Origin of the sequence: Streptomyces sp. NPDC048483 (genome assembly GCF_040651455.1) — a bacterium.
In the GTDB taxonomy this organism is placed as follows: Bacteria; Actinomycetota; Actinomycetes; order Streptomycetales; family Streptomycetaceae; genus Streptomyces.
In genome coordinates this window covers 33,247-55,801 of sequence record NZ_JBEZJZ010000024.1, presented here as the reverse complement: position 1 = coordinate 55,801, position 22,555 = coordinate 33,247, and the positions used below count along the sequence as shown (strand labels likewise).

General features: G+C 71.2%; 20 protein-coding genes and 1 pseudogene. 11 read left to right on the top strand and 10 right to left on the bottom strand.

Translation table 11 applies throughout. The annotated features are described in order from the left end of the window. The first annotated feature begins 2 nt into the window (after nucleotides 1-2). Nucleotides 3-1,253: an ATP-binding protein gene (locus tag AB0D04_RS15550; protein WP_362703115.1), complete on the top strand. Its 1,251-nt coding sequence runs from the start codon at nucleotides 3-5 to the stop codon at nucleotides 1,251-1,253. A 106-nt stretch (nucleotides 1,254-1,359) separates the two neighbouring features. Here AB0D04_RS15550 and AB0D04_RS15545 read toward each other — a convergent pair whose 3' ends face one another. Beyond that, nucleotides 1,360-1,887, bottom strand: coding sequence for a GtrA family protein (locus AB0D04_RS15545; protein ID WP_362703114.1), 528 nt, complete (start codon nucleotides 1,885-1,887; stop codon nucleotides 1,360-1,362). A gap of 115 nt (nucleotides 1,888-2,002) precedes the next feature. Next, the gene (locus tag AB0D04_RS15540) at nucleotides 2,003-2,431 is read right to left on the bottom strand and encodes a protease inhibitor I42 family protein (RefSeq protein ID WP_362703112.1); all 429 of its coding nucleotides are present in this window, start codon (nucleotides 2,429-2,431) and stop codon (nucleotides 2,003-2,005) included. Nucleotides 2,432-2,522: 91 nt separating this feature from the next. Between AB0D04_RS15540 and AB0D04_RS15535 the strand changes: the two genes are divergently transcribed. The 4 genes and pseudogenes from AB0D04_RS15535 (at nucleotide 2,523) to AB0D04_RS15520 (ending at nucleotide 6,838) form a co-directional block, all read left to right on the top strand. Beyond that, on the top strand, nucleotides 2,523-3,662 hold the full coding sequence (locus tag AB0D04_RS15535; protein WP_362703110.1) for a 5-(carboxyamino)imidazole ribonucleotide synthase: 1,140 nt from the start codon (nucleotides 2,523-2,525) through the stop codon (nucleotides 3,660-3,662). Further along, on the top strand, nucleotides 3,659-4,210 hold the full coding sequence (purE, locus tag AB0D04_RS15530) for a 5-(carboxyamino)imidazole ribonucleotide mutase (protein ID WP_362703108.1): 552 nt from the start codon (nucleotides 3,659-3,661) through the stop codon (nucleotides 4,208-4,210). Before AB0D04_RS15535 ends, purE begins: the two co-directional genes overlap by 4 nt. A 73-nt stretch (nucleotides 4,211-4,283) precedes the next feature. Next, nucleotides 4,284-5,471, top strand: a complete 1,188-nt coding sequence (locus AB0D04_RS15525) for a dipeptidase (RefSeq protein WP_362703106.1) — start codon at nucleotides 4,284-4,286, stop codon at nucleotides 5,469-5,471. Nucleotides 5,472-5,744: 273 nt separating this feature from the next. Next, nucleotides 5,745-6,838, top strand: a pseudogene (locus AB0D04_RS15520) (dipeptidase). Between the two features lie 59 nt (nucleotides 6,839-6,897). On the opposite strand, the gene AB0D04_RS15515 reads toward AB0D04_RS15520, so the two are convergent. After that, nucleotides 6,898-7,272, bottom strand: a complete 375-nt coding sequence (locus AB0D04_RS15515) for a VOC family protein (RefSeq protein ID WP_362703104.1) — start codon at nucleotides 7,270-7,272, stop codon at nucleotides 6,898-6,900. A 77-nt stretch (nucleotides 7,273-7,349) separates the two neighbouring features. Between AB0D04_RS15515 and AB0D04_RS15510 the strand changes: the two genes are divergently transcribed. Beyond that, on the top strand, nucleotides 7,350-7,931 hold the full coding sequence (locus tag AB0D04_RS15510; protein ID WP_362703103.1) for a CGNR zinc finger domain-containing protein: 582 nt from the start codon (nucleotides 7,350-7,352) through the stop codon (nucleotides 7,929-7,931). A gap of 7 nt (nucleotides 7,932-7,938) precedes the next feature. Here AB0D04_RS15510 and AB0D04_RS15505 read toward each other — a convergent pair whose 3' ends face one another. Then, the gene (locus AB0D04_RS15505) at nucleotides 7,939-9,279 is read right to left on the bottom strand and encodes a UDP-glucose/GDP-mannose dehydrogenase family protein (protein WP_362703101.1); all 1,341 of its coding nucleotides are present in this window, start codon (nucleotides 9,277-9,279) and stop codon (nucleotides 7,939-7,941) included. A gap of 210 nt (nucleotides 9,280-9,489) precedes the next feature. On the opposite strand from AB0D04_RS15505, the gene AB0D04_RS15500 reads away from it, so the two are divergent. Next, on the top strand, nucleotides 9,490-10,662 hold the full coding sequence (locus AB0D04_RS15500; protein ID WP_362703099.1) for an acyl-CoA dehydrogenase family protein: 1,173 nt from the start codon (nucleotides 9,490-9,492) through the stop codon (nucleotides 10,660-10,662). Between the two features lie 88 nt (nucleotides 10,663-10,750). Here the strand turns inward: AB0D04_RS15500 and AB0D04_RS15495 are convergent, their stop codons facing one another. Further along, the gene (locus tag AB0D04_RS15495; protein WP_362703097.1) at nucleotides 10,751-12,064 is read right to left on the bottom strand and encodes an LCP family protein; all 1,314 of its coding nucleotides are present in this window, start codon (nucleotides 12,062-12,064) and stop codon (nucleotides 10,751-10,753) included. A 268-nt stretch (nucleotides 12,065-12,332) separates the two neighbouring features. Here AB0D04_RS15495 and AB0D04_RS15490 point away from each other — a divergent pair, with 268 nt between their 5' ends. The 3 genes from AB0D04_RS15490 to AB0D04_RS15480 all read left to right on the top strand — a co-directional run bounded on the left by AB0D04_RS15490 (nucleotide 12,333) and on the right by AB0D04_RS15480 (nucleotide 15,113). Further along, nucleotides 12,333-12,887: an acyl-CoA thioesterase gene (locus tag AB0D04_RS15490; RefSeq protein WP_362703095.1), complete on the top strand. Its 555-nt coding sequence runs from the start codon at nucleotides 12,333-12,335 to the stop codon at nucleotides 12,885-12,887. Nucleotides 12,888-12,999: 112 nt separating this feature from the next. Next, nucleotides 13,000-13,812, top strand: coding sequence for an alpha/beta hydrolase (locus AB0D04_RS15485; RefSeq protein ID WP_362703093.1), 813 nt, complete (start codon nucleotides 13,000-13,002; stop codon nucleotides 13,810-13,812). Continuing rightward, a complete protein-coding gene (locus tag AB0D04_RS15480) occupies nucleotides 13,809-15,113 on the top strand; it encodes a cytochrome P450 (protein WP_362703091.1) in 1,305 nt (434 codons plus the stop codon). Before AB0D04_RS15485 ends, AB0D04_RS15480 begins: the two co-directional genes overlap by 4 nt. Here AB0D04_RS15480 and AB0D04_RS15475 read toward each other — a convergent pair. From AB0D04_RS15475 to AB0D04_RS15465, 3 genes are read right to left on the bottom strand one after another with little or no spacing between them, the layout of a single operon-like run. Further along, a complete protein-coding gene (locus AB0D04_RS15475) occupies nucleotides 15,061-15,663 on the bottom strand; it encodes a VanZ family protein (RefSeq protein ID WP_362703089.1) in 603 nt (200 codons plus the stop codon). The two genes, AB0D04_RS15480 and AB0D04_RS15475, sit on opposite strands and share 53 nt — an antisense overlap. Nucleotides 15,664-15,704: 41 nt before the next feature. Next, nucleotides 15,705-16,178, bottom strand: a complete 474-nt coding sequence (locus AB0D04_RS15470) for a hypothetical protein (protein ID WP_362703087.1) — start codon at nucleotides 16,176-16,178, stop codon at nucleotides 15,705-15,707. After that, a complete protein-coding gene (locus tag AB0D04_RS15465) occupies nucleotides 16,175-17,647 on the bottom strand; it encodes an LCP family protein (protein ID WP_362703086.1) in 1,473 nt (490 codons plus the stop codon). The genes AB0D04_RS15470 and AB0D04_RS15465 overlap by 4 nt, the downstream gene beginning before the upstream one ends. A gap of 231 nt (nucleotides 17,648-17,878) precedes the next feature. Between AB0D04_RS15465 and AB0D04_RS15460 the strand changes: the two genes are divergently transcribed. Beyond that, a complete protein-coding gene (locus AB0D04_RS15460; protein ID WP_362703085.1) occupies nucleotides 17,879-18,919 on the top strand; it encodes a glycosyltransferase family 2 protein in 1,041 nt (346 codons plus the stop codon). A gap of 94 nt (nucleotides 18,920-19,013) precedes the next feature. On the opposite strand, the gene AB0D04_RS15455 is transcribed toward AB0D04_RS15460, so the two are convergent. Next, nucleotides 19,014-20,720, bottom strand: coding sequence for an LCP family protein (locus AB0D04_RS15455; protein WP_362703083.1), 1,707 nt, complete (start codon nucleotides 20,718-20,720; stop codon nucleotides 19,014-19,016). A 69-nt stretch (nucleotides 20,721-20,789) separates the two neighbouring features. After that, nucleotides 20,790-22,541 (bottom strand): LCP family protein, encoded by a 1,752-nt coding sequence (locus AB0D04_RS15450; protein WP_362703082.1) that lies wholly within the window; start codon nucleotides 22,539-22,541, stop codon nucleotides 20,790-20,792. Nucleotides 22,542-22,555: the final 14 nt, after the last annotated feature.

Here is a 22,555-nt window from a genome sequence, read left to right as displayed (position 1 = left end):
CTGTGCGCCGTCGCCTGATCAACTCCACGCTCGCCGTGGTGCTCGTCGTCATCGCAGTCTTCGGCGTCTCGCTCGTGATCGTCGAGACCCGCACCATTGAGGCGGGGGCGCAGGAGAGTGTGGCGTCCGAGGCGGTCCGGCTGGTGGGGATAGTGGAGAGCCGGCTGGGCAGCGGCGAGAAGATCACCCCGGAGATCCTCTCCGAGCAGATCACCGCCCACCGCTACGCCGAGATCCGGGTGCCGGGCCGGCCCGAACCGCTCGAGGTCGGCAAGCGCCCGACGGGCGATGTGATCGAGTCGGAGGTCAAGGGCGAGCGCGGCGAGGCCGTCATGGTCCAGGAGTCCCGCTCCACGGTCACCGAGGAGATCGGCCGGACGCTGCTGGTCATCCTGGCCGTCGCGCTGCTGGCGATCGTCGCCGCCGTCATCCTGGCCGTCCGCCAGGCCCGTCGGCTGACCGCACCGCTCACCGACCTCGCCGAGACCGCGGAGCGGCTGGGCTCCGGCGACCCGCGCCCGCGCCACCGCCGCTACGGCGTCCAGGAACTCGACCGGGTCGCCGATGTGCTGGACGCCAGCGCCGAACGCATCGCCCGGATGCTGACCGCCGAACGCCGGCTCGCCGCCGACGCCTCCCACCAGCTGCGTACGCCGCTGACCGCGCTGTCCATGCGGCTGGAGGAGATCACCGTCACCGACGAACCGGACACCGTCAAGGAAGAGGCCACCATCGCGCTGGCCCAGGTGGAGCGGCTGACCGATGTCGTCCAGCGGCTGCTGACCAATTCCCGTGACCCGCGCACCGGCTCGGCGGTCGCCTTCGACCTGGACGAGGTGGTCAAGCAGCAGGTCGAGGAGTGGCGGCCGGCCTACCGCAGCGCCGGGCGGGCCATCGTCCGCTCCGGCAAGAAGGGGCTGCGGGCCGTGGGCACGCCGGGCGCGGTCGCCCAGGTGCTGGCCACGCTGATCGAGAACTCCCTGATGCACGGCGCCGGAACGGTCGCCCTGCGCACCCGCGTCACCGGCAACCAGGCGGTCGTCGAGGTCACCGACGCCGGTCCCGGGGTCCCGCCGGACCTCGGCTCGCGGGTCTTCGAACGGACCGTCTCCGGCCGCAACTCCACCGGCCTGGGCCTCGCCGTCGCCCGCGATCTGGCCGAGGCGGACGGCGGCCGACTGGAGCTGCTGCAGCAGCATCCGCCGGTGTTCGCGCTGTTCCTGGCGCGGGAGGCCGAGACCGCGGAGGAGTGACGCGACCGCCGGGCGGTGACGCGACCGCCGGGCGGTGACGCGACCGCCGGGCGGTGACGCGACCGCCGGGCGGTGACGCGACCGCCGGGCGGTGCGGCGTACGGCGCTACGTGCGGGAGCCGGTGCGGGCCCGCGCAGGGCTCTGTGTGCCCTCGGCGCCCTCGGCCAGGAACGACTCGGCGGTCTCCACGGCTTCCCGGGCGGGCAGCGCCCGGAACACCCAGGTGCGGTACGACCAGAAGCGGAAGAGCGTCGCGATGCCGATCCCGACGAACTTGAAGATGTTGCTCTGCAGCGGGCTGTCCCAGTCGAACCCGTACGTCGCGGCGTAGAGCACACCGTTCTCGATGATCAGGCCGACCACGCTGAACAGCAGGAAGAGCGTGAGTTCCTTGGTGCGGCCCCGCTTGTCCCGGTCACGGTAGGTGAAGTAGCGGTAGCCGAGGTAGTTGGTGCCGGTGGCCACGACCGTCGCCACGATGCTGGCCCGTACGACGGGGATCTCGGTCAGCTGCCGTACGAGGTTGAACACCACGAAGTTCACGACGACGCCCGCGCCGCCGACCGCACCGAACTTCACCACTTCGCGGGTGAGCGCCTCCAGCCTCGACCGCAGCCCGCTCCGTTCACTCATGGTGATCGTTCAGCTCCCGTCGTGGGCGGATGTCCGCGGCCGTCAACCCTGGCACGCCCCTTCATGCTAACCACGGGGGCGGAAGTGGCGCCCGGTCCCCGGCAATTCCGGCCGGTCAGCCGACGGTGACCCGGAAATTGAGGCTCCGGGCGCCGTTCTCGTCGGCCGCCCCGGCGGCGCACCGCCGGCAGCGCAGCAGCCGCAGGTCCGTACGGCCGGCGCCGACCGCCGCGAAGTCGAAGTAGCGGGAGCCGCCCTTGCCGGACGGCGGCGGCCCGTCCCCTTCGAGATGGTTCCCGGTGGCCTCCAGGACGGCCGGATCGGGACGCGGGGCGGCGATGATCCAGTGGAAGCCGTCGGTGCGGTCGTCCGCGACCCTGATCTCGAAGTGATCTCCGGCACCGACGGATATCTCGGCGCTGCCGGCGTCGTAGACCTTCGGCCCGGACAGCTGGCTGATCACCGAGGAGACGGCGATCAGCAGCGCGGCGATCGCGACGACGGTCACCAGCAGTCTGCCCTTTGCTATGCCACCGGTCCCCATCCGGATTCTCCTTCGCCCTCGAACGTTCGCATTCGGAGGATCATCCAAGCACGGGTCGGGGCAGCATGGATGTGCGGATACCCTGGGGAGCGTGACGTTCCCGGTAGTCGGCATGGTCGGCGGCGGTCAGCTCGCCCGTATGACCCACGAGGCGGGTATCCCCCTCGGCATCAAGTTCAAGCTCCTCAGCGACACCCCGCAGGACTCGGCGGCCCAGGTGGTGAGCGATGTCGTCATCGGCGACTACCGCGACCTGGAGACGCTGCGCGCCTTCGCCCGTGGCTGTGATGTGATCACGTTCGATCACGAGCACGTCCCCACCGAGCATTTGCGGGCCCTGGAGGCCGACGGCATCCCCGTCCGGCCCGGCCCCGAGGCGCTGGTGCACGCCCAGGACAAGGGGGTGATGCGCGCGAAGCTGGACGCGATCGGCGCGCCCTGTCCGCGGCATCGCCTCGTCTCCGATCCCGAGGACGTGGCGCGTTTCGCGGCCGAGGGCGACGGCTTTCCGGTGATCCTCAAGACCGTCCGCGGGGGGTATGACGGCAAGGGAGTCTGGTTCGTGCGATCCTCCAAGGAGGCCGCCGAACCGTTCCGTGCCGGAGTGCCCGTTCTGGCCGAAGAGAAGGTCAACTTTGTCCGGGAACTGGCCGCCAACATCGTCCGCTCCCCGCACGGCCAGGCCGTCGCCTACCCGGTCGTGGAGTCCATCCAGGTCGACGGTGTCTGCGACACCGTGATCGCCCCGGCACCCGGTCTGGACCCCGAGCTGGCTGGCCGGGCCCAGGAGCTGGCGCTGCGCATCGGCAAGGAGCTGGACGTCGTCGGCCACCTCGCCGTCGAGCTCTTCGAGACCGCCGACGGCCGCATCCTGGTCAACGAGCTCGCGATGCGCCCGCACAACTCCGGCCACTGGACCCAGGACGGCGCGATCACCTCGCAGTTCGCCAACCACGTCCGCGCCGTGCTCGACCTCCCGCTGGGTGATCCGCGCCCGCGCGCCACCTGGACGGTGATGGCCAATGTCCTCGGCGGCGACTATCCCGACATGTATGCGGCGTATCTGCATTGCATGGCGCGCGATCCGCAGCTGAAGATCCATATGTACGGAAAGGACGTGAAGCCCGGCCGCAAGGTCGGCCACGTCAACACCTACGGCGACGACCTGGCCGACGTGCGCGAGCGCGCCGCGCACGCCGCCGGCTATCTGCGAGGAACAATTACCGAATGACCTCCAGTACTTCCGGGGCCGGCGCCCCCGTCATCGGCATCGTCATGGGCTCCGACTCCGACTGGCCCGTCATGGAGGCCGCCGCCCAGGTCCTCGCCGAGTTCGAGATCCCCTACGAGGTCGATGTCGTCTCGGCGCACCGCATGCCGCGCGAAATGATCGCCTACGGCGAGGACGCCGCCGGGCGCGGCCTCAAGGCGATCATCGCGGGCGCCGGGGGAGCCGCCCACCTGCCGGGGATGCTCGCCTCGGTCACCCCGCTCCCGGTCATCGGCGTCCCCGTCCCGCTCAAGTACCTCGACGGCATGGACTCCCTCCTGTCCATCGTGCAGATGCCCGCCGGGGTGCCGGTCGCCACCGTCTCGGTCGGCGGTGCCCGGAACGCCGGGCTGCTCGCCGCCCGTATCCTTGCCGCCCACGACCCCGAACTCCTTTCCCGTATGCGGGAGTTCCAGCAGGAGCTGAACGACCAGGCCACCGAGAAGGGCAAGCGGCTGCGCAACAAGGTCGCGACCCCCAACGGCTTCGGCTTCGGCGGCGGCAAGTGAGCGAGCGCAGCGAGGGAACAATCGAGAGGTGCGCGCCGCGCGCATGCAAGGCCGAGCGTTGCGAGGTATCGGCATGAGCGACTCCCAGGACGCCGCACGGGACCTGCTCGCCCGCTGGCCGGTCGTCGACGGCCACAATGACCTGCCCTGGGCCCTGCGCGAGCAGGTCCGCTACGACCTCGACCGGCGCAATATCGCCGCCGACCAGTCCGCGTTCCTGCACACCGACATCCCGCGGCTGCGCGCCGGCGGCGTCGGCGCGCAGTTCTGGTCCGTCTATGTCCGGGCCGGCTACGCGGGCGACCACGCGGTCAGCGCCACCCTCGAACAGATCGACGGGGTGCGGCAGTTGATCGCCCGCTACCCCGACGACCTGCGGGCGGCCCTGACCTCCGGCGACATGGAGGCGGCCCGCGCGGAGGGCCGGATCGCGTCCCTGATGGGCGCCGAGGGCGGCCACTCCATCAACAACTCCCTGGCCACGCTGCGCGCGCTGTACGAACTGGGGGTGCGCTATCTGACGCTCACCCACAACAGCTCGCTGGCGTGGGCCGACTCGGCGACCGACGAGCCGCGTGCCGGCGGCCTGAGCGCCTTCGGCGAGGAGGTCGTCCGCGAGATGAACCGCCTCGGCATGCTCGTCGACCTCTCGCACGTCGCCGCCGAGACCATGCGCGACGCGCTCCGGGTCAGCCGCGCGCCGGTGATCTTCTCGCACTCCTCCGCGCGCGCCGTCTGCGACCATCCGCGCAACATCCCCGATGACGTCCTGGACCGGCTGCCCGCCAACGGCGGCATCGCGATGGCCACCTTCGTCCCGAAGTTCGTGCTGCCCGCGGCCATCGAATGGACGCTGCGCGCCGACGAGAACATGCAGGCCCACGGGCTGGACCACCTCGACACCACCGAGGCCGCCATGGCGGTCCAGCGGGCCTTCGAAGCCGCCAACCCGCGGCCGATGGCCACCGCGGCCACCATCGCCGACCACCTCGACCACATGCGCGAGGTCGCGGGCATCGATCACCTCGGTATCGGCGGCGACTTCGACGGCACCGCCTTCACCCCGGCCGACCTGGCCGATGTCGCGGGCTACCCGAACCTGATCGCCGAGCTGCTGGACCGTAAGTGGTCCGAGGCCGACCTCGCCAAGCTCACCTGGCAGAACGCGGTCCGCACGCTGCGCGTCGCCGAGGACGTGGCACGCGAGGAGCAGGCCCGGCGCGGCCCGTCCAACGCCACGATCGAGCAGCTGGACGGCTGAGGCGCGACGGCCCCCACGGCAGGGCTGCGGTAACCCGTACGGACCGCTCATCGCGAACCGTACGGGGCCGCGTGCGACGGTGGCGTCAGCACCGCCTCACCGAGCGCTGAGCGCGCCCCTCCATCTAGGAAGCACGCCATGGCCGATCTCGCCCCTGCCGAGCTGACCGACCCCACCGGCCTCCCGGAGATATCCGAGGTCGAGGACCCCGACGGGTTCCTCGAACCGGAGGCCGACGGCGCCCCTGAGGCCGACGGCCCGCTGCCGCTCAATCTGCGCGGCCCGCTCGCCCGGGCCCGCGCCCTGCTCGCCGCGCACCCCGTCGTCGACGGCTGCAACGGCCTCCCCTGGCGCTGCGGCAGCGCACCGGCCACGATCTGACCCCCGGCCACCGCTTCGACCTCGACTACGGCGAGACCGGTGTCCGCACGGACATACCGCGGCTGCGGGCCGGCGGCGTCGGCGGCCAGTTCTGGTCCCTCCAGGTGCCGGCCGAGCTGGCCGGCGAGGCGGCTCTGGCCGCGACGCTCGAGCAGATCGACTTCGTCCACGCCCTGGTCCGCACCTACCCCGAGGCACTGCACCTCGCGCTCTCCGCGGACGATATGACCGAGGCCCGCAACCACGGCCGGATCGCCTCGCTCCTCGGCTCCGCCGGCGGCCATGCCATCGACAGCTCGCTGGGCGTCCTGCGCTCCTTCTACCGGCTGGGAGTGCGGTCCCTTTCTCTCACCACCGACCGCAACACCCCCTGGGCGGACTCCGCCACCGACGAGCCGAGGGCCGGCGGACTGACGGTGTTCGGCGAGGAGGTGGTCCGCGAGATGAACCGCCTCGGCATGCTCATCGACCTGTCCCGGTCCTCCGCCGACACCATGCGGCACACCCTCACGATCTCCAGGTCCCCGGTGATCTGGTGCCACACGGCGGCCCGTACGGTCACCGGCCACGTCCGCAACGTCCCCGACGAGGTGCTCCACCTCCTGCCCCGCAACGGCGGCGTCTGCATGGTCACCTTCACACCGGAACACCTCACCTACGGCAGCGCCCCCGCCTCCGTACAGGACATCGCCGACCACCTCGACCACATCCGGACGGTGGCCGGCCCCGACCACATCGGCATCGGCGCCGGCTTCGACACCGATCCGGCCAGCACCCACCGCAGCCCGGTGCCCGATGCCGCGGGCTATCCGCTGCTGATCGCCGAACTCGTCGACCGTGGCTGGTCGTTCCGCGATCTGGCCGCGCTGACCTGGGGAAATGCGCTACGGGCGGTGCGCGGCGCGGAGTTGTTCGCGCGCTCGGTGCGGGGCCGCCGGGTCCCGTCCACCGCGACCATCGAGCGGCTGGACGGGGCGCGGGTGTAGGCGCCGGGGGAAGGCCGGACGAAGCGGACCGCGGTCCGGAGCCCACTCCAGGTACGGGCTCACTTCATGCACAAGCAGAACGGGTGCCCCGCCGGATCCAGATAGACCCGGAAGTCCCGCTCGCCGTCATCGGGCCGGACCAGCTTCGCGCCCAGCCGGATGACCTTGGCCTCGGCCTCGTCGATGTCCGCGGTCCGTACGTCGAAGTCGAGGTGCAGCTGCTGCGGCTGCTCCTGGCCGGGCCAGCTTGGCGGCCGGTAGCCGCCGTCCACCCGCTGGAAGGCGAGCGTACGGCCGGCGGGTCCGAGGACCTCGACCCACTCGTCGTCCTCCGCGCCCTCGACCTGCCAGCCGAGCATCTCGGCGTAGAAGGCGGCGAGCGCCCGCGGGTCGGGACAGTCCAGCACCGTGACGCCGAGATCGATCAGAGCCATGGCGTTACCTCCTCATCACGTTAACCGGTAACTCTTGCGTTACTGCATCATGCCGGTCTGCGGGTAACGTGACAAGGGTGGCCGACCGAACAGCTCCGGATGCCCTGCTTCTGGTGCAGGACCTGGTGAACACCCTCGACATCGAGACCGGCGAGGACGCGCTGACGGCGGAGGGCGGCGTGGCTGCCTTCCTCCGGGCGCACGACGTGCCCGAACCCGGCCTGGAAGAGGGGGAGTTGGCGTCCGTACTCGCCGGGCTCCGGGAGCTCCGGGCGGCGCTGCGCGCCGTCTGCATGGCCCATACGACCCGTACGGAGGTGGACGCCGGCACCACCCGGACCCTCGGCCGGCTGCTCGCCCGCGCGCCCCTGGTCCTGGCCGTCGGCCCGGACGGCGGCGCGGCGCTGCGCCCGGCCGGCGCGCTCGACGGCGCCGCCCGCCTCACCGCCCTGATAGCCGCCGGCATCGCCACCGCGGCCGCCGACGGCACCTGGGCCCGGCTCAAGGCCTGCGAGGCCCATGACTGCCGCTGGGTCTTCTACGACAAAAGCCCGGCCGGCCGCAGCCGCTGGTGCACCATGGCGGTCTGCGGCAGCCGGGCGAAGATGCGGACCTACCGCGCCCGACGCGCGGGGTCCTCGTCGGCGGAGCCCTCGTAGGAGAGGGTCACGCCTGCGGGCGGCCCAGCGCCCGGTACGTCCAGCCGGCCTTCCGCCACAGCTCCGGGTCGAGGGCATTGCGCCCGTCCAGAATCCGGCGCTCGGAGACCACCTCACCCAGCGCCGCCGGGTCCAGCTCGCGGAATTCGCTCCACTCCGTCAGATGCAGCACCACATCGGCGCCCCGCACCGCTTCCCGCGCGCTGTCGGCATACCCCAGCGTCGGGAACAGCCGCCGCGCGTTCTCCATCCCCTTCGGGTCGTAGACCGTCACCTGGCCGCCCTGGAGGTGGATCTGCCCCGCGACATTCAGTGCCGGCGAGTCCCGTACGTCGTCCGAGTCCGGCTTGAAGGTCGCGCCCAGTACGGCGACCCGCTTGCCCAGGAAGCCGCCGCCCACCGCGTCCCGGGCCAGCTCGACCATATGGCCGCGGCGCCGCATGTTGATGGAGTCGACCTCCCGCAGAAACGTCAGCGCCTGGTCCGCGCCCAGCTCGCCCGCGCGCGCCATGAACGCCCGGATGTCCTTGGGCAGACACCCGCCGCCGAAGCCGATACCGGCCCGCAGGAACTTCTTGCCGATCCGCTCGTCGTACCCGATGGCCTCGGCCAGCTTCACCACATCGCCGTCGGCGGCCTCGCACACCTCGGCCATGGCGTTGATGAACGAGATCTTCGTCGCCAGGAAGGAATTCGCGGACGTCTTCACCAGCTCGGCCGTCGGGAAATCCATCACCACGAACGGCGAACCCTCCCCGATGGGCGTCGCATAGACCTCCCGCAGCAGCTCCTCGGCCCGCTCGCTCGCCACGCCCGCCACGATCCGGTCGGGGTGCAGGGTGTCCTGGACGGCGAACCCCTCGCGCAGGAACTCCGGGTTCCACGCCAGCTCGGCGGCCTCCCCGGCCGGGGCCCGCTCCGCAAGCCGTACGGCGAGCCGGGCCGCGCTGCCCACCGGCACCGTCGACTTGCCGACGACGAGGGAGGGCCGGGTCAGATGCGGCGCCAGCGCATCAAAGGCGCTCTCGACGTACGACATGTCGCACGCGTACTCCCCGTGCTTCTGCGGAGTGTTCACACAGACGAAGTGCACATCGCCGAAGGCCGCGACCTCTTCGTACGAGGTCGTGAAGCGCAGCCGCCCGCTGGCCCCCTCGATCCCGTCGACATGGCGGCGCAGCAGCTCCTCCAGGCCGGGCTCGTACATCGGGACCGCGCCGCGCTGCAGCATCTCGATCTTCTCGGGCACCACATCCAGACCCAGCACCTCGAAACCCAGCTCGGCCATGGCGGCGGCATGGGTGGCACCGAGGTATCCGGTGCCGATCACGGTGATCTTGAGGGGCATGGATGCTCCAGACGCTTCCTGGGGAAAATGGTGCTGACCGAGCATAGTCGCGCCCCCTGTGGCCCACAGCGGCCGCGCACCCTCTCATCAGGCGGCTGTCGGCAACCTCACGTATCCGTAACCCCGGCGCGAGGCCTAGAATCCGATGACGTAACTGGTTACTTAACGGTAGTTAGCATCAGCTCATAGCTCACAGGGGAGTGAGAAACCTTGGCGGGAACCGCTGATTTCGATCTGTACCGGCCTTCGGAGGAGCACGACATGCTCCGCGAGTCGGTGCGTGCGCTCGCCGAGGCGAAGATCGCGCCGTTCGCCGCCGCGGTGGACGAGGAGGCGCGCTTCCCGCAGGAGGCGCTGGACGCGCTGGTCGCCAACGACCTGCACGCCGTCCATGTACCGGAGGCCTACGGCGGCGCCGGCGCCGACGCCCTGGCGACCGTCATCGTCATCGAAGAGGTCGCGCGGGTCTGCGCCTCCTCCTCTCTTATCCCGGCGGTCAACAAGCTCGGCTCGCTCCCGGTGATCCTCTCCGGCTCCGAGGAGCTGAAGAAGAAGTACCTGGGCCCGCTCGCCAAGGGCGACGCGATGTTCTCGTACTGCCTGAGCGAGCCGGACGCGGGCTCCGACGCGGCCGGCATGAAGACCAAGGCCGTGCGCGACGGCGACTTCTGGGTCCTCAACGGCGTCAAGCGCTGGATCACCAACGCCGGCGTCTCCGAGTACTACACGGTGATGGCCGTGACCGACCCCGAGAAGCGCTCGAAGGGCATCTCCGCCTTCGTCGTCGAGAAGTCGGACGAGGGCGTCTCCTTCGGCGCCCCCGAGAAGAAGCTCGGCATCAAGGGCTCGCCGACCCGCGAGGTCTACCTCGACAACGTCCGCATCCCGGCCGACCGCATGATCGGCGCCGAGGGCACCGGCTTCGCCACCGCCATGAAGACCCTGGACCACACCCGCATCACCATCGCGGCCCAGGCGCTCGGCATCGCCCAGGGCGCCCTGGACTACGCCAAGGGCTACGTCCAGGAGCGCAAGCAGTTCGGCAAGCCGATCGGTGACTTCCAGGGCGTGCAGTTCATGCTCGCCGACATGGCCATGAAGGTGGAGGCGGCCCGCCAGCTCACCTACGCCGCGGCCGCCAAGTCCGAGCGCATCTCGGCCGGCGGCAAGGACGAGGACCTCACCTTCTTCGGCGCCGCTGCCAAGTGCTACGCCTCCGACGCCGCCATGGAGGTCACCACGGACGCCGTCCAGCTCCTCGGCGGCTACGGCTACACCCGCGACTACCCGGTCGAGCGGATGATGCGCGACGCCAAGATCACGCAGATTTATGAAGGCACGAATCAGGTGCAGCGGATCGTGATGGCGAGGAACCTGCCGTAGCAGGCAGGCACCGGAACGCCGAAAGGGGCCCGTACCGCGCATGCGGTACGGGCCCCTTTGTCCTGCTCGGCAGCGGGTCGGTCAGCGGTTACCGGTCGTCGCTGACCGTGACCTTCTCATCGTTGTTCAGCTGCTGCACCAGCTGCTGCAGCCTGGTCTTGTCCCAGACCAGGTTGCCGCCGTTGGAGCCGGAGACCGGCATGTTCATCGACTTGCCCTCGCCGCCCGTGACGTCCTTCATGGCGAAGAACATCTGGCCCAGGTCCCACAGGCTCATGTCCTTGTCGACGATGAGCGTGTCCAGGCCGGCGCTCATGGTCGGGTAGAGCTTGAAGGGGTTGAGGACGGTGCCGGGGGTGGCGGTCTGGGAGGCGAGAGTGGCCAGGAACTTCTGCTGGTTCTTCGTACGGTCCAGGTCACTGCCCGCGAAGGCGTGCCGGGTGCGGACGAAGGCGAGGGCCTGCTGGCCGTTGAGGGTCTGCTTGCCCGCCGGGAAGTCGGCGCCCGACCACTTGTCCTTGAACGCCTTGGGGATGTCCATCTCCACGCCGCCGATGGCGTCCACGATGCCGGCGAAGCCGGCGAAGCCGATCTCGACGTAGTGGTCGATGTGCAGCTTGGTGTTGGACTCGACGGTCCGCACCAGCAGCTCGGGGCCGTCCTCGGCGTAGGCCGCGTTCAGCTTGGTGTGCCGGCCGGTGCCCGGGTACTTCTTGCCGGAGTCCGAGCCGACGAAGGTCGGTATCTCCACGTCCGAGTCACGCGGCAGCGAGATCAGTGTCGGGCCGTTGGAGCCGTCGTGCAGGATCATCATGGAGTCGGTGCGCTTGCCGTCCGCGGAGCCGGTGTGCAGCTTCTTCTTCTCCGCCGCCGACATGCCCTCGCGGCTGTCCGAGCCCACGATCAGGTAGTTCGTGCCGTCACCGGTCTCCGGCCGGTCGATGACCTTGCTCAGGTCGACCTTGCGGCGGAGCTTGCCGTCCGCCCAGAAGTACGTGGCGACGGAGGTGACGGCCAGCACCACGACCAGCGTCAGGACGGTCCACTTGATACGGCGGCCCCAGTTGGGGCGCGGCCGGGCGCCGCCACGGTCGTACGGGCCGTCGTCATAGCCGTCGCCGTCGCCGCCGCGGCCACCGCCCCCGCCGCCGTAGACCTGGCCGGTGTTGTAGCCGTCGTCGTATCCGTCGTAGTCGTCGTAGCCCTGGGACTGCTGGGGTACGGAGCCGCGGCGCGGGGACATCTGCGGGGGCAGCGGGGGTTCACTCCGGGGGTAGCCGGACCCTGCGTCGCGCCGCACCTGCCGCATGGCACGCGCGCCCTCCGGATCGGCGCTGCCGCTGCCGCGTCCGTACCGGTTGCCGCTCTGGTCCCCGGACCACCCACTGGGCCACTCATTCATACCCGGCAGTGTGCACGCCAAGAGGGACCGCCCAATAGAGCAGGTGCCGGATCGGGCCAGGGCTGTTGCAGACCTGATGCAAAGCGACGAGGCCCTTCCGGCCCATACCGCACGGGGCCGTGACCATTCAGGCGCGGCTCATGGAAGCAGCCATTCCGGATAGTTTCCGGCGGGGGCAGGGAGACGAGCGTCACGTAGGGAGACAGTCGTCACGAGACGGCCGTCACCTGGCGGGCGACGCCGGTGGGCGCCCGCTTAGGCTGGCCCCATGACCGAACTCGTCACCAACAGCCAGGAGGGCGAGCTCGACGGCAAGCCCACCTCCGTCTCCCGTACGACGCTGTCGCACATCATGACCGCGTCCGACACCAATCTCCTCGGGACGGTGCACGGTGGCGTGATCATGAAACTGGTCGACGATGCGGCGGGCGCGGTGGCCGGCCGGCACTCCGGCGGCCCCGCGGTGACGGCCTCGATGGACGAGATGGCCTTTCTCGAGCCGGTGCGGGTGGGAGACCTGGTGCACGTGAAGGCGCAGGTGAACTGGACCGGCCGGTCCTCCATGGAGGTCGGCGTGCGGGTCCTGGCCGAGCGCTGGAACGAATCCACCCCGGCCCAGCAGGTCGGCTCCGCCTACCTCGTCTTCGCCGCCGTCGACGCCCACGGCAAACCGCGCCGGGTGCCGCCGGTCCTCCCCGAGACCGAGCGCGACAAGCGCCGCTGTCAGGAGGCCCAGATCCGCCGCACCCACCGGCTCGCCCGACGCCGCGCGATCATGGAACTGCGGGAGCGGCGGGCGGCGGAGGGGCTCGACGAGGTGTAGCCGCCGCCCCCGTGGTGCCCTTGCGTGAGGGTGGGGTGACGGCCAGTGTGGTCGCCGGTGGCCGTCGGCCGGCGGGTGGCACGGCGGTTTCCGTCACACCTCTGGAGTGAGCGTGGCTTCCTTCGTACTGCCCCATGCCCTGTACGGCCGGGGATCGCACAAGGTCATCGCCGTCCACGGATGGCTCGCCGACCGCGCCGCCTACGACCCCGTCCTGCCGGACCTCGACCGGGACGCCTTCCAGTACGCACTGGTCGACCTCCGCGGCTACGGCGAGGCGAAGGACGCGGCCGGCGCGTACACCACGGGCGAGGGGGCCGCCGATGTGCTGGCGCTCGCCGACCGGCTGGGCTGGGAGCGGTTCTCGGTGATCGGCCATTCGATGGGCGGCAGCGTCGCCCAGCGCGTACTGGCCGCCGCACCGCACCGCGTCCGCAGGCTCGTCGGCATCTCGCCGGTCCCCGCCTCCGGGCTGCCGATGCCGCCGGAGCAGTGGGAGCTGTTCTCCGCCGCTGCCCACAGCCCGGACAACCGGCGGGTCATCCTCGACCTCACCACCGGCGGGCGGCGCCCCGCGCCCTGGCTGGACCGGATGGTGCGCCGGTCGCTGGAGTGCAGCGACCCCAAGGCGTTCCGGGCCTGGCTGGACTCCTGGGCCGGTGAGGGCTTCGCCGCCGAGGTCGAGGGCTCGACGGTACCGGCGCTGGCGGTGACCGGGGCGCTGGATCCCGCGCTGAGCGCCGAGCTGATGCGCCGGACATGGCTGCAGTGGTACGCCACCGGCGAGCTGGTCGAACTGCCGGCGGCCGGGCACTACGCCATGGACGAGACGCCGCTGGAGCTGATCCGGGCCGTGGAGGACTTCCTGCGGGCCGACGGGGACGGCCGGGCGGCCGCTCCCGTCGACCGGCCGGAAGCCCGATGACCGTGCCGGACGTCACCGGTGTACCGGGCGTACCGGATGTGCCAGAGGTTTGGGACGTCTTCGATCCGCGCCGCTACGCCGACGGCCTGCCGCACGCCGCGTACCGGCTCCTGCGCGAGAGGCACCCGGTGGCCTGGCAGGAGGAGCCCGAGGTCCTCGGCTGGCCCGCCGGGCCCGGCTTCTGGGCGGTGACCCGGCACGCCGACGTCGTACGGGTCCTCAAGGACGCCCGCACCTTCTCCTCCCACCTGGGCGCCACCCAGATCCGCGATCCCGACCCCGCCGACCTGCCGTTCATCCGCCGCATGATGCTCAACCAGGACCCCCCGCACCACGGTCGGCTGCGCCGGCTGGTCAGCCGGGCCTTCACCCCGCGCCGCGTGGACCGCTTCGAGGCCGCAGTACGGGAGCGGGCCCGCGGCCTGCTGACGGCGGCGGTCGGGGCGGCGCGCGCCGGGGACGGGGTCTGCGACATCGTCGGCCAGGTCACGGACGACTACGCGCTGCTCAACCTCGCCGACCTGCTCGGCGTGCCGCCCGGTGAGCGGGGGCTGCTCCTGGACTGGACCCGGCGCGTCATCGGCTACCAGGACCCGGACGAAGCCGGCCCGGCCACGGCCGGCCCTCACGGGCGTCCGGCCGACCCGCGCTCTCCCGCCCTGCTCCAGGACATGTTCGCCTTCGCACGGGAGCTGGCCGCCCACAAGCGGGAGCATCCGGGCGACGACGTCATGACCGTCCTCGCGGCGGACCGCGAACTGGCCACGCCCGAGCTGGAGATGTTCTTCTTCCTGCTGACCATCGCGGGCAACGACACCGTACGCAGCGCGGCCCCCGGCGGCCTGCTGGCACTGGCCCGGCACCCGGACGCCTACCGCGCGCTGCGCACCGGGGCCGTGCCGACGGCGGACTGCGTGGAGGAGCTGCTGCGCTGGCATCCGCCGGTGCTCAGCTTCCGACGGACCGCCGCCTGCGACACCGAACTGGCCGGCCGCCCGATACACGCCGGCGACAAGGTCGTCGTCTTCCACGGCTCCGCCAACTACGACGAACGGGTCTTCGCCGCCCCGCACCGGCTGGACCCGGCCCGTACCCCCAATCCCCATGTCTCGTTCGGCGACGGCCCGCACGTCTGCCTGGGCGCGCACCTCGCCCGGCTGCAGTTGCGGGTGCTGTACGAGGAGACGTGCCGCCTGCTGCCCGCGCTGACGGTCTCCGGTCCGCCGCGGCGGCTGGTGTCGAACTTCATCAACGGCCTGAAATCACTCCATCTGCGGCTGGTGGACGTCCCGGCTCCCTAGCCCCCGCGCCCCGCCGGGCCACCGCCACCCGCGCCAGCAGCCCCAGCCCCGCCCCGACCGCCGTCCCTGCCGCCGCGCCCAGGACGTCGTCGATGTCGGCGATCCGCCCGGCCCGCATCAGCAGCTGGACCGTCTCGAGGCAGCCGCACAGGCCGACGCCGAGCAGGAACGCGGCGGCGGCCGACCGGCGGGGCGCCGCGCAGCGCAGCAGCAGGGGACCCGGCACGTACACGGCGGCGCCGGCGATGTGCTGGCGGATCAGAGTCGCCAGTTCCTGGGGCTGGGGCGGTGCGCCGGGGGCGAAGAGGGCCTCGCCGGGCCGCCACCACAGGGTGGCGTCGCCGGAGCCGACCGGCTGGGTGGGGGTCAGCGTCGCGAAGAGGAGCAGCAGGAGCCAGCCGGCCAGGAGGGCGGCGGCCGTGGTGCGGGGGGCGGTTCCGGCGGGGGTGAGGGCGGTCCAGACGGCGAGGGACAGGGCCAGCATCGCCATGGCGACGAGGAAGAGCGCCACGGTGGTGGGGGAGACGGCCAGTACTGCTGCCTGCCACATGGTGCGCTCCTAGGGCGGGGCCGGTGACGTGGACCTGGGGATCAGGCGCAGCTCCACTTGGTGACGAAGACGGTCTCGATGTGCTCCAAGACGCCCCGGATGCATTCGTCCGGCAGCATCTCCACGCGGCCGGCGAGGGCGGCGGAGCCGTGCCGCAGGCGGCGCGCGCCGAACCAGCCGGGGAAGGCGGTGATCCTGGTGTTCTTGCGCTGGTAGCCGAGGCGTACGGAGAAATCGGCGGCCGGGCCGGCCTCGTTCCGCCGGTAGGACGTGGTGTATCTGCCCGTGGCGCCCACCGGGCCGTGCAGGCACAGCCGCCCGTTGGCCAGGTCGCCACAGCCGGTCGGGGCGGCGGGGGCCGGTGGGGCCGCGGCGGCGGAGGCGGCGACCAGGCACAGGGCGGCGAGCGTGGCGCCGGCGCGGGGGACGTAGTGGTGCCCGGCCGGGCGGCCGGTGAGCGGGCGGGGTCCCCTGCGGCGTGGGGGCACCGTACGGCGGGGTGCGGGAACGGTCATTCGCACACCGCCTCGTCGCCGGTGATGGCCCCGACGCCGCCCGGGTTCTGCGGCGGCCGCTCCGCCCTGACCGGAGTCACCGCCTTGAAGTCGTTGCCGACCGTCACGTGGAGCACCGGCCCGCGGCCCGCCACCGGGCGCAGCTGCGCACCGGGCAGCGCGGCGGCCAGCGAGCGGGCCGAGCGGTCCCAGCGCGGGTCGTAGTCGATGACCGTACGGGGCGCCGCGCCGCCCGCCGTGGTGCCGGGGACGCCGGCACCGAGGAAGCCGGTGGCGCGCAGGGCCTTGGCGACGGTGTCGCCGAGGGCGGGCCGCTTGGTGCCGTTGTCGACCTGGACCTTGATCTGTGACGGCGGCACGTCCACGACCGTGGCCTGCGGCTTCTTCGTGTTCATGGCCGGGCGCAGGGCGATCGGCTTGTCGTCGCGTACGGCCTGGAAGAGCTGCTGGGCGGCCACCGGGTCCCAGCGGACGGCCTCGCCGCCGCCCGGCAGCCGCAGATTCTCCTTGGCCAGGGGGACCGAGACGAATTCCGAGGAGGACGGGGTGAAGCCGCGCATGGCCTGGCCGAGGTCGACCAGGTCGTTGGCCTCGAACCCGGAGTCGGCCCGTACGGATTCCAGCATCGTCTCGGCGACGTCCTTGAAGCGGATGGGGTTCATCAGGACGCCGGAGGAGGTGATCTTGTGGATGAGGGACGCCAGGAAGCGCTGCTGGCGGTGCATCCGGCCCAGGTCGGCGGAGGCGTCGATATGGCGGGAGCGGACGTACTGGAGGGCCTGCCCGCCGCCGAGGAGCGTCTTGCCGGCGGGCAGGTCGAGGCCCGTGAAGCTGTCCCTGAGCGGGCGCGGGGTGCAGATCTCCACGCCGCCGACCGCGTCCACGCTCCGCATGAAGCTGGTGAAATCGACCTCCAGGTAGTGGTCGATATGGACGCCCGTCATGTGCTCGACGGTCCGGACGGTGAGGTTGGGGCCGCCCTCCGCGTACGCGGCATTCAGCTTCACGGGGTGCTTGCGGAGCTGCCGGCCGGTGGCGTCCCGGTGGGCGGGGACCTCGGCGTAGGAGTCGCGGGGCAGGCTGATGATGCTGGCGCGGTCCCGCTCGGCGGAGAGGTGCACCAGCATCAGGGTGTCGGTGCAGTGACACGGGACACCGCCCAGGTGGTACGTCCGCTTCTCCTCCTTGGTGAGCTTGTCGCGGCCGTCCGTGCCGACGACCAGGAAATTCAGTCCGCTGCCGCCGCCGGGCCGTTCGTCCGTCGGCATGCCCTGGAAGGCGTCCACCCTGCCGATCCGCGTCTCCACGCCGGTGACCATGGCGTGGCCCACACCGCCCGCGCCCAGCAGCAGAGCGGCGGCCACGGTGCTGGTCCGCAGGCCCCAGCGCTTGCGCGGCGGACGCCGGCGCCCCGTCGGCCGGGTGGTCCGGCGCTGCGTGGGGCGGGAGGAGCGGGACGGGGCGGTCACGAGGGACACCTCCGCGGCGGGACGGGCGGCGAATCGGGTGAAGCCGGCGGGAACACCGTAGGCCTATACGATCGACTGCAAAGCGTCACACGCCGGGCGCCGGCCGCCCGGCCACCCGTCCGACGTCCGCCCCTGTCCCCCGTTCGCGGTAACGTGAGGTGCGATTCCGCAGTCTCCCGGCGGACGCTGCCGCCCCTGGCGGCTCGCCGCGGGCCGTCCCCCCGAGGAACCATGCCGCAGCAGCAGCCCCCGGCCGTCTCCGTGATCATGCCGGTGCTCAATGAGGAACGACACCTGCGCAATTCGGTCCGGCACATCCTGGAGCAGGAGTACGCCGGCGAGATGGAGGTGGTGATCGCCCTCGGCCCGTCCATGGACCGTACGGACGAGATCGCCGCCGAGCTGGTGAGCGAGGACGCGCGGGTGCACACCGTGCCCAACCCGACGGGCCGCACGCCCGCCGCGCTGAACGCAGCGATCGAGGCCTCCCGGCACCCGGTCGTCGTCCGCGTCGACGGCCACGGCATGCTCTCGCCGAACTACATCGCCACCGCCGTCCGCCTCCTGGAGGAGACCGGGGCGCAGAACGTCGGCGGCATCATGCACGCCGAGGGCGAGAGCGCCTGGGAGGAGGCGGTCGCCGCCGCGATGACCTCCAAGATCGGCGTGGGCAACGCCGCCTTCCATACGGGCGGCAAGGCGGGGCCCGCCGAGACCGTCTACCTCGGCGTGTTCCGGCGCGAGGCGCTGGAGCAACAGGGAGGCTACAACGTGGAGTTCATCCGCGCGCAGGACTGGGAGCTGAACTTCCGGATCCGCGAGGCGGGCGGCGGCGTCTGGTTCTCGCCGGAGCTGAAGGTGCAGTACCGGCCGCGGCCGAGCATCAAGGCGCTGGCCAAGCAGTACAAGGACTACGGGAAGTGGCGGCACGTCGTCGCGCGCTACCACGCCGGGTCGATCAACCTGCGCTATCTGGCGCCGCCGACCGCGGTGTGCGCCATTGCGGCGGGCGCCGTGGTCGGCGTGACCGTCACCCCCTGGGGCTTCGGCTTCCTCGGCGGCTACCTGGCGGGCATCGTGGCGGGCTCGCTCCCGGCCGGCAAGGGGCTCTCGCTCAAGGCCCGCGCCCAGATCCCCGTCGCGCTCGCCACGATGCACATGTCCTGGGGCTACGGGTTCCTCACCAGCCCGCGGTCGCTCGCCAGGAAGGTCATCGCCAGCCGGCGCCCGGCGGTCCTCGCGCCCGCGGCCGAGCAGCCCGCGGCCGAGTAGGGCGCAAGGGCGCAACAGGCACAAGAAAGGGGGCGGGGCGGCCACTTCGGCCGCCCCGCCCCCTTTCCGTGCCGGATCTCCGGACCGGTGCCGGCTAGAAGGAGTAGTCCGGATTCACCTTCATGCACGCCTTCTTGTCGTCACCGTTGAGCGCATCCGCACTGTCCGGCGCCTTGTCCGCGTCCTTGTCGCCGCCCTGCTTCTTCGGGTACTCCGTCCCCGTACGCCAGTCGTTGCCGACCACCAGCCGCATCTGGGTGACCGCGCTGGACTCCTTCACCGCGCTCTTGGCCAGGCCGAGCGCCTTGGCCAGCGCGAGGGCGTCGCCGCGCTGCGCCTTGTCCCGGTACGTGATGGTGGTGTCGGCCTGGGTGGTGAGGGAGGAGTCGGTGCCGGCGGCGGTGTAGCCGCGCTGGGCGAGCTGCTGCTGGATGACGGACGCGCGGCCGGAGACCGGTCCCGTCACCGTGCTGTTGGTGCCGTTCTGGACGACAACCTTCAGCTCCCCCTTGGGAGTTGACGGCTTGGGGTCGGGAGCCGGCTTCTTCTTGGCGCCCCTGCCGTCCAGCGCGGTGTCGTTGCGCATCATCGCGAAGGTCTGCTCCGCGTCGCCGGGCTTGGGCAGCACATACGACTCGTCGGGGCTGTACACCCAGGGCATGGTGACCATCGTGATGCGCTTGGTGGGCACCCGGTTGAGGTCGCCGCCCAGGTCGTAGAGCTTCTTGACGGTGTCGAGCCCGTCGTCGACGGTCAGCGCATTGGTCGCGGCCTCCGCCAGGTCGTTCAGTTCGCCGGGGTTGGTGAGCTTGGCGTTCTGCTTGAGCTGGCGGACCATGGAGTTCATGTACATGTGCTGGGCCTTGGCCCGGCCGATGTCGGTGTTGTCCTCGAAGCCGTAGCGGGTGCGCAGCCACTGGAGCGCCTGGACGCCCTTGACGGAGTGGGTGCCCTTGGTCAGCTTCAGGCCGCTGCCGTGGCCCTTGCTGTCGTGCGAGTAGACATTGCTGTCGACGCAGACCGGTACGCCCCCGATGGCATCGGCCATGTCCACCACGCCGGAGAAGTCGACCATCATGAAGTGGTCGATGTAGATGCCGGTCAGCTCCTGCCAGGTGGCGAGCGTGCAGCCCGGACCGCCGTGCTGGAGCGACTGGTTGATGGCGGCGGTGGTCTGCGGATACTTCTCGTGGGTCTTGGGGTCGGTGCACTTGGGGATCGTCACCCGGGTGTCCCGGGGGATGGATATCACCGACATGTTGCTGCGGTCGGCGGAGACATGCAGCAGCATCTGGACGTCGGCCAGCGGCTTGCGGTCCGCGTCCTGGCGGGCGCCGCCGAGCTTGATGTTCTCCTTGTTGTCCCGGCCGTCCGAGCCCAGCAGCAGGATGTTCAGCGGCGTCTGCCCGAACGCATTGGGGTCGGGCTTCTTCAGATCGCTGCCGCCCAGGGTTCTCGGGGCCTTGCGGAGGTTCGCGTTGAGGTGCTCGTAGTACCAGTAACCGGCGCCCGCCCCGGCGACCAGCAGGAAGCCGAGGCCGAGCGCCGTCCAGCGCAGCGCCTTGCGGCCCTTGCCGCCTTTGCCGCCCTTCTTGCGGCGGCGCCGGCCACCGTCGCGGCCGCCGCCCTCGTCGGGCGCGGGCGGCACCTCGCCGTCGTCGCCCGGCGTCCAGCCGGGCGCATCCGGCGGCAGCCCGCCCTCCCCGTCCTCGTACAGGCTGTCGTCGAAGCCCAGCCGCTGTGCTTTTCCGGGCCGGCGTTGCTCCGGTGATCGCTCACCGCGCACACTGCTCTGCCGCATTGGCCCTCTCCCCGTTGTCAGTTAGGTGGTGCGCCCGGCGCCTTCGCAGGCGGACGGATCCCGCTCAGATCACTTGGCGCAGATGTTCTTGTCATCTGCATTGACGTTCTGGACACCGTCCGGGGTTTCGGTCGGCGCCTCGATCGGCTCGCCCGCGCCCGTGAAGTCCTTGCCAAGGACCAGCTTCATCGGCACGCGGTCGCCGGCGTCCTGCGAGGACTTCTTCAGCGCGCTCTTGGGCAGGCCCATCCAGTCGGCCAGCGTCGCGGCCTGGTCGGCCTGGTTGGGGGCGTACTCGAGAACGGTCCTGGCCACCTTCTGCGGGGCGTTGCCGGCATTGGTGGAGAGCCGGGCGGCCTTGGTGTTCTGCAGCCAGTCGACGGTCTCCTGGGCCGCGCCGATCGGCCCGCCGCCGTTGCTGACATCGACCCGTACGAGCTCCGGCGGGGCCTTCTTGACCGGCGCCTTCTTGCCCTTGGACTTCTTGCCCTTGGCCAGGGCGTGGTCGGCCTGCACCATCCGGAACAGCGGGTCGGCCTTGGCCTTGTCGAGTATCACGGTGGCCGGGTCCTGGGGGTTGTCCAGCACCGGCACCGTCGCGAAGGTGATCTTGTTGATGTTCACCTTCTTCATGTCGTCGCCGAAGTCCATCAGCTTGCTCGCGCTGCCGATGCCGGTGTCGACGGTCAGCGCCTTGGTCGCCGCCTGGGCGACGTCGTACAGCTTGCCCGGGCTGCTGAACGCACTGGACTTCAGCTTGCGGATCAGCGAGCCGATGAACTGCTGCTGGAGCTCGATCCGGCTCAGGTCGCTGCCGGTGCCGACGGCGTGCCGGGTACGGACGAACGCCAGGGCCTGCTCGCCCTTGACGACATGCCGGCCGGCCTTCAGCTTCAGATGCGACTTGGGGTCGTTGATGTCCTTGCCGGCACACACCTCGACGCCGTCCACCGCATTGGAGAGCTCCTTGACCGCGTTGAAGTCGGCCATCATGAAGTGGCTGATCTTCAGTCCGGTCAGCTTCTGCACGGTGCGCCAGGTGCAGCCCGGGTCCCGGCCCTCCTGGCCGAGGCTGGTGTTGAAGCGCACCTGCTGCTCGCCCGGGATGACCTTCTTCGAGCCGTCCTTCTGCTTCGTGGGGCAGTTGGGGATGTCGGTGATCAGGTCGCGCGGAATGCTCAGCGCGGTCGCGTTCGACCGGTCCTTGGAGATGTGCATCAACAGCGTGGTGTCCGCGTGCCCGACGCTGCCCATGTCGCCGTAGCCCGCGTTGCCCTTGCCGGCGCGGGAGTCCGTCCCGATGACGAGAAGATTGACCGGGCCGTCGGAGACCGCGTCGTTCTCGATGCCGACGTCGACCTTGTTGATGTTGCCGTCCAGCTGCTGGTAGATGACGTACGCCGTGGTGGCGGCGGCCACCAGGACGACCCCCAGCACGCCGGACGTCCAGATCAGCGCCTTCTTCTTGCCGGACTTCTTCGGCTTGGGCCGACGGCGGCTCGCAGAGCCCGAGGCCATCGCGGTCGACGTGCCCCGGGCGGCGGCGCGGCGCTCGGCCCGGCCGCCGGTGGGCCGCCCGTTGCCACCGCCACGGCGGTCGCGCTGGACCGGCAGCGGACGGGTGTCGCTGTCACCGCCCCGCTCCGCGGGATTTCTCCGGGCGCGTCTGGGACCGGAGGCCTTACGGCCGGAGGGCCGGTCCGCGGCACGACCGGCAGGGTCCAGCCGCAGCTCGTAATTTCCGGTGTCGGGATCGAACACCCACTGATCGGCGGGATCGACGTTGTCGTCGCCCGCCCGCCCACGGCCTTGCGCGTCCACGGTGCCTTGAATCC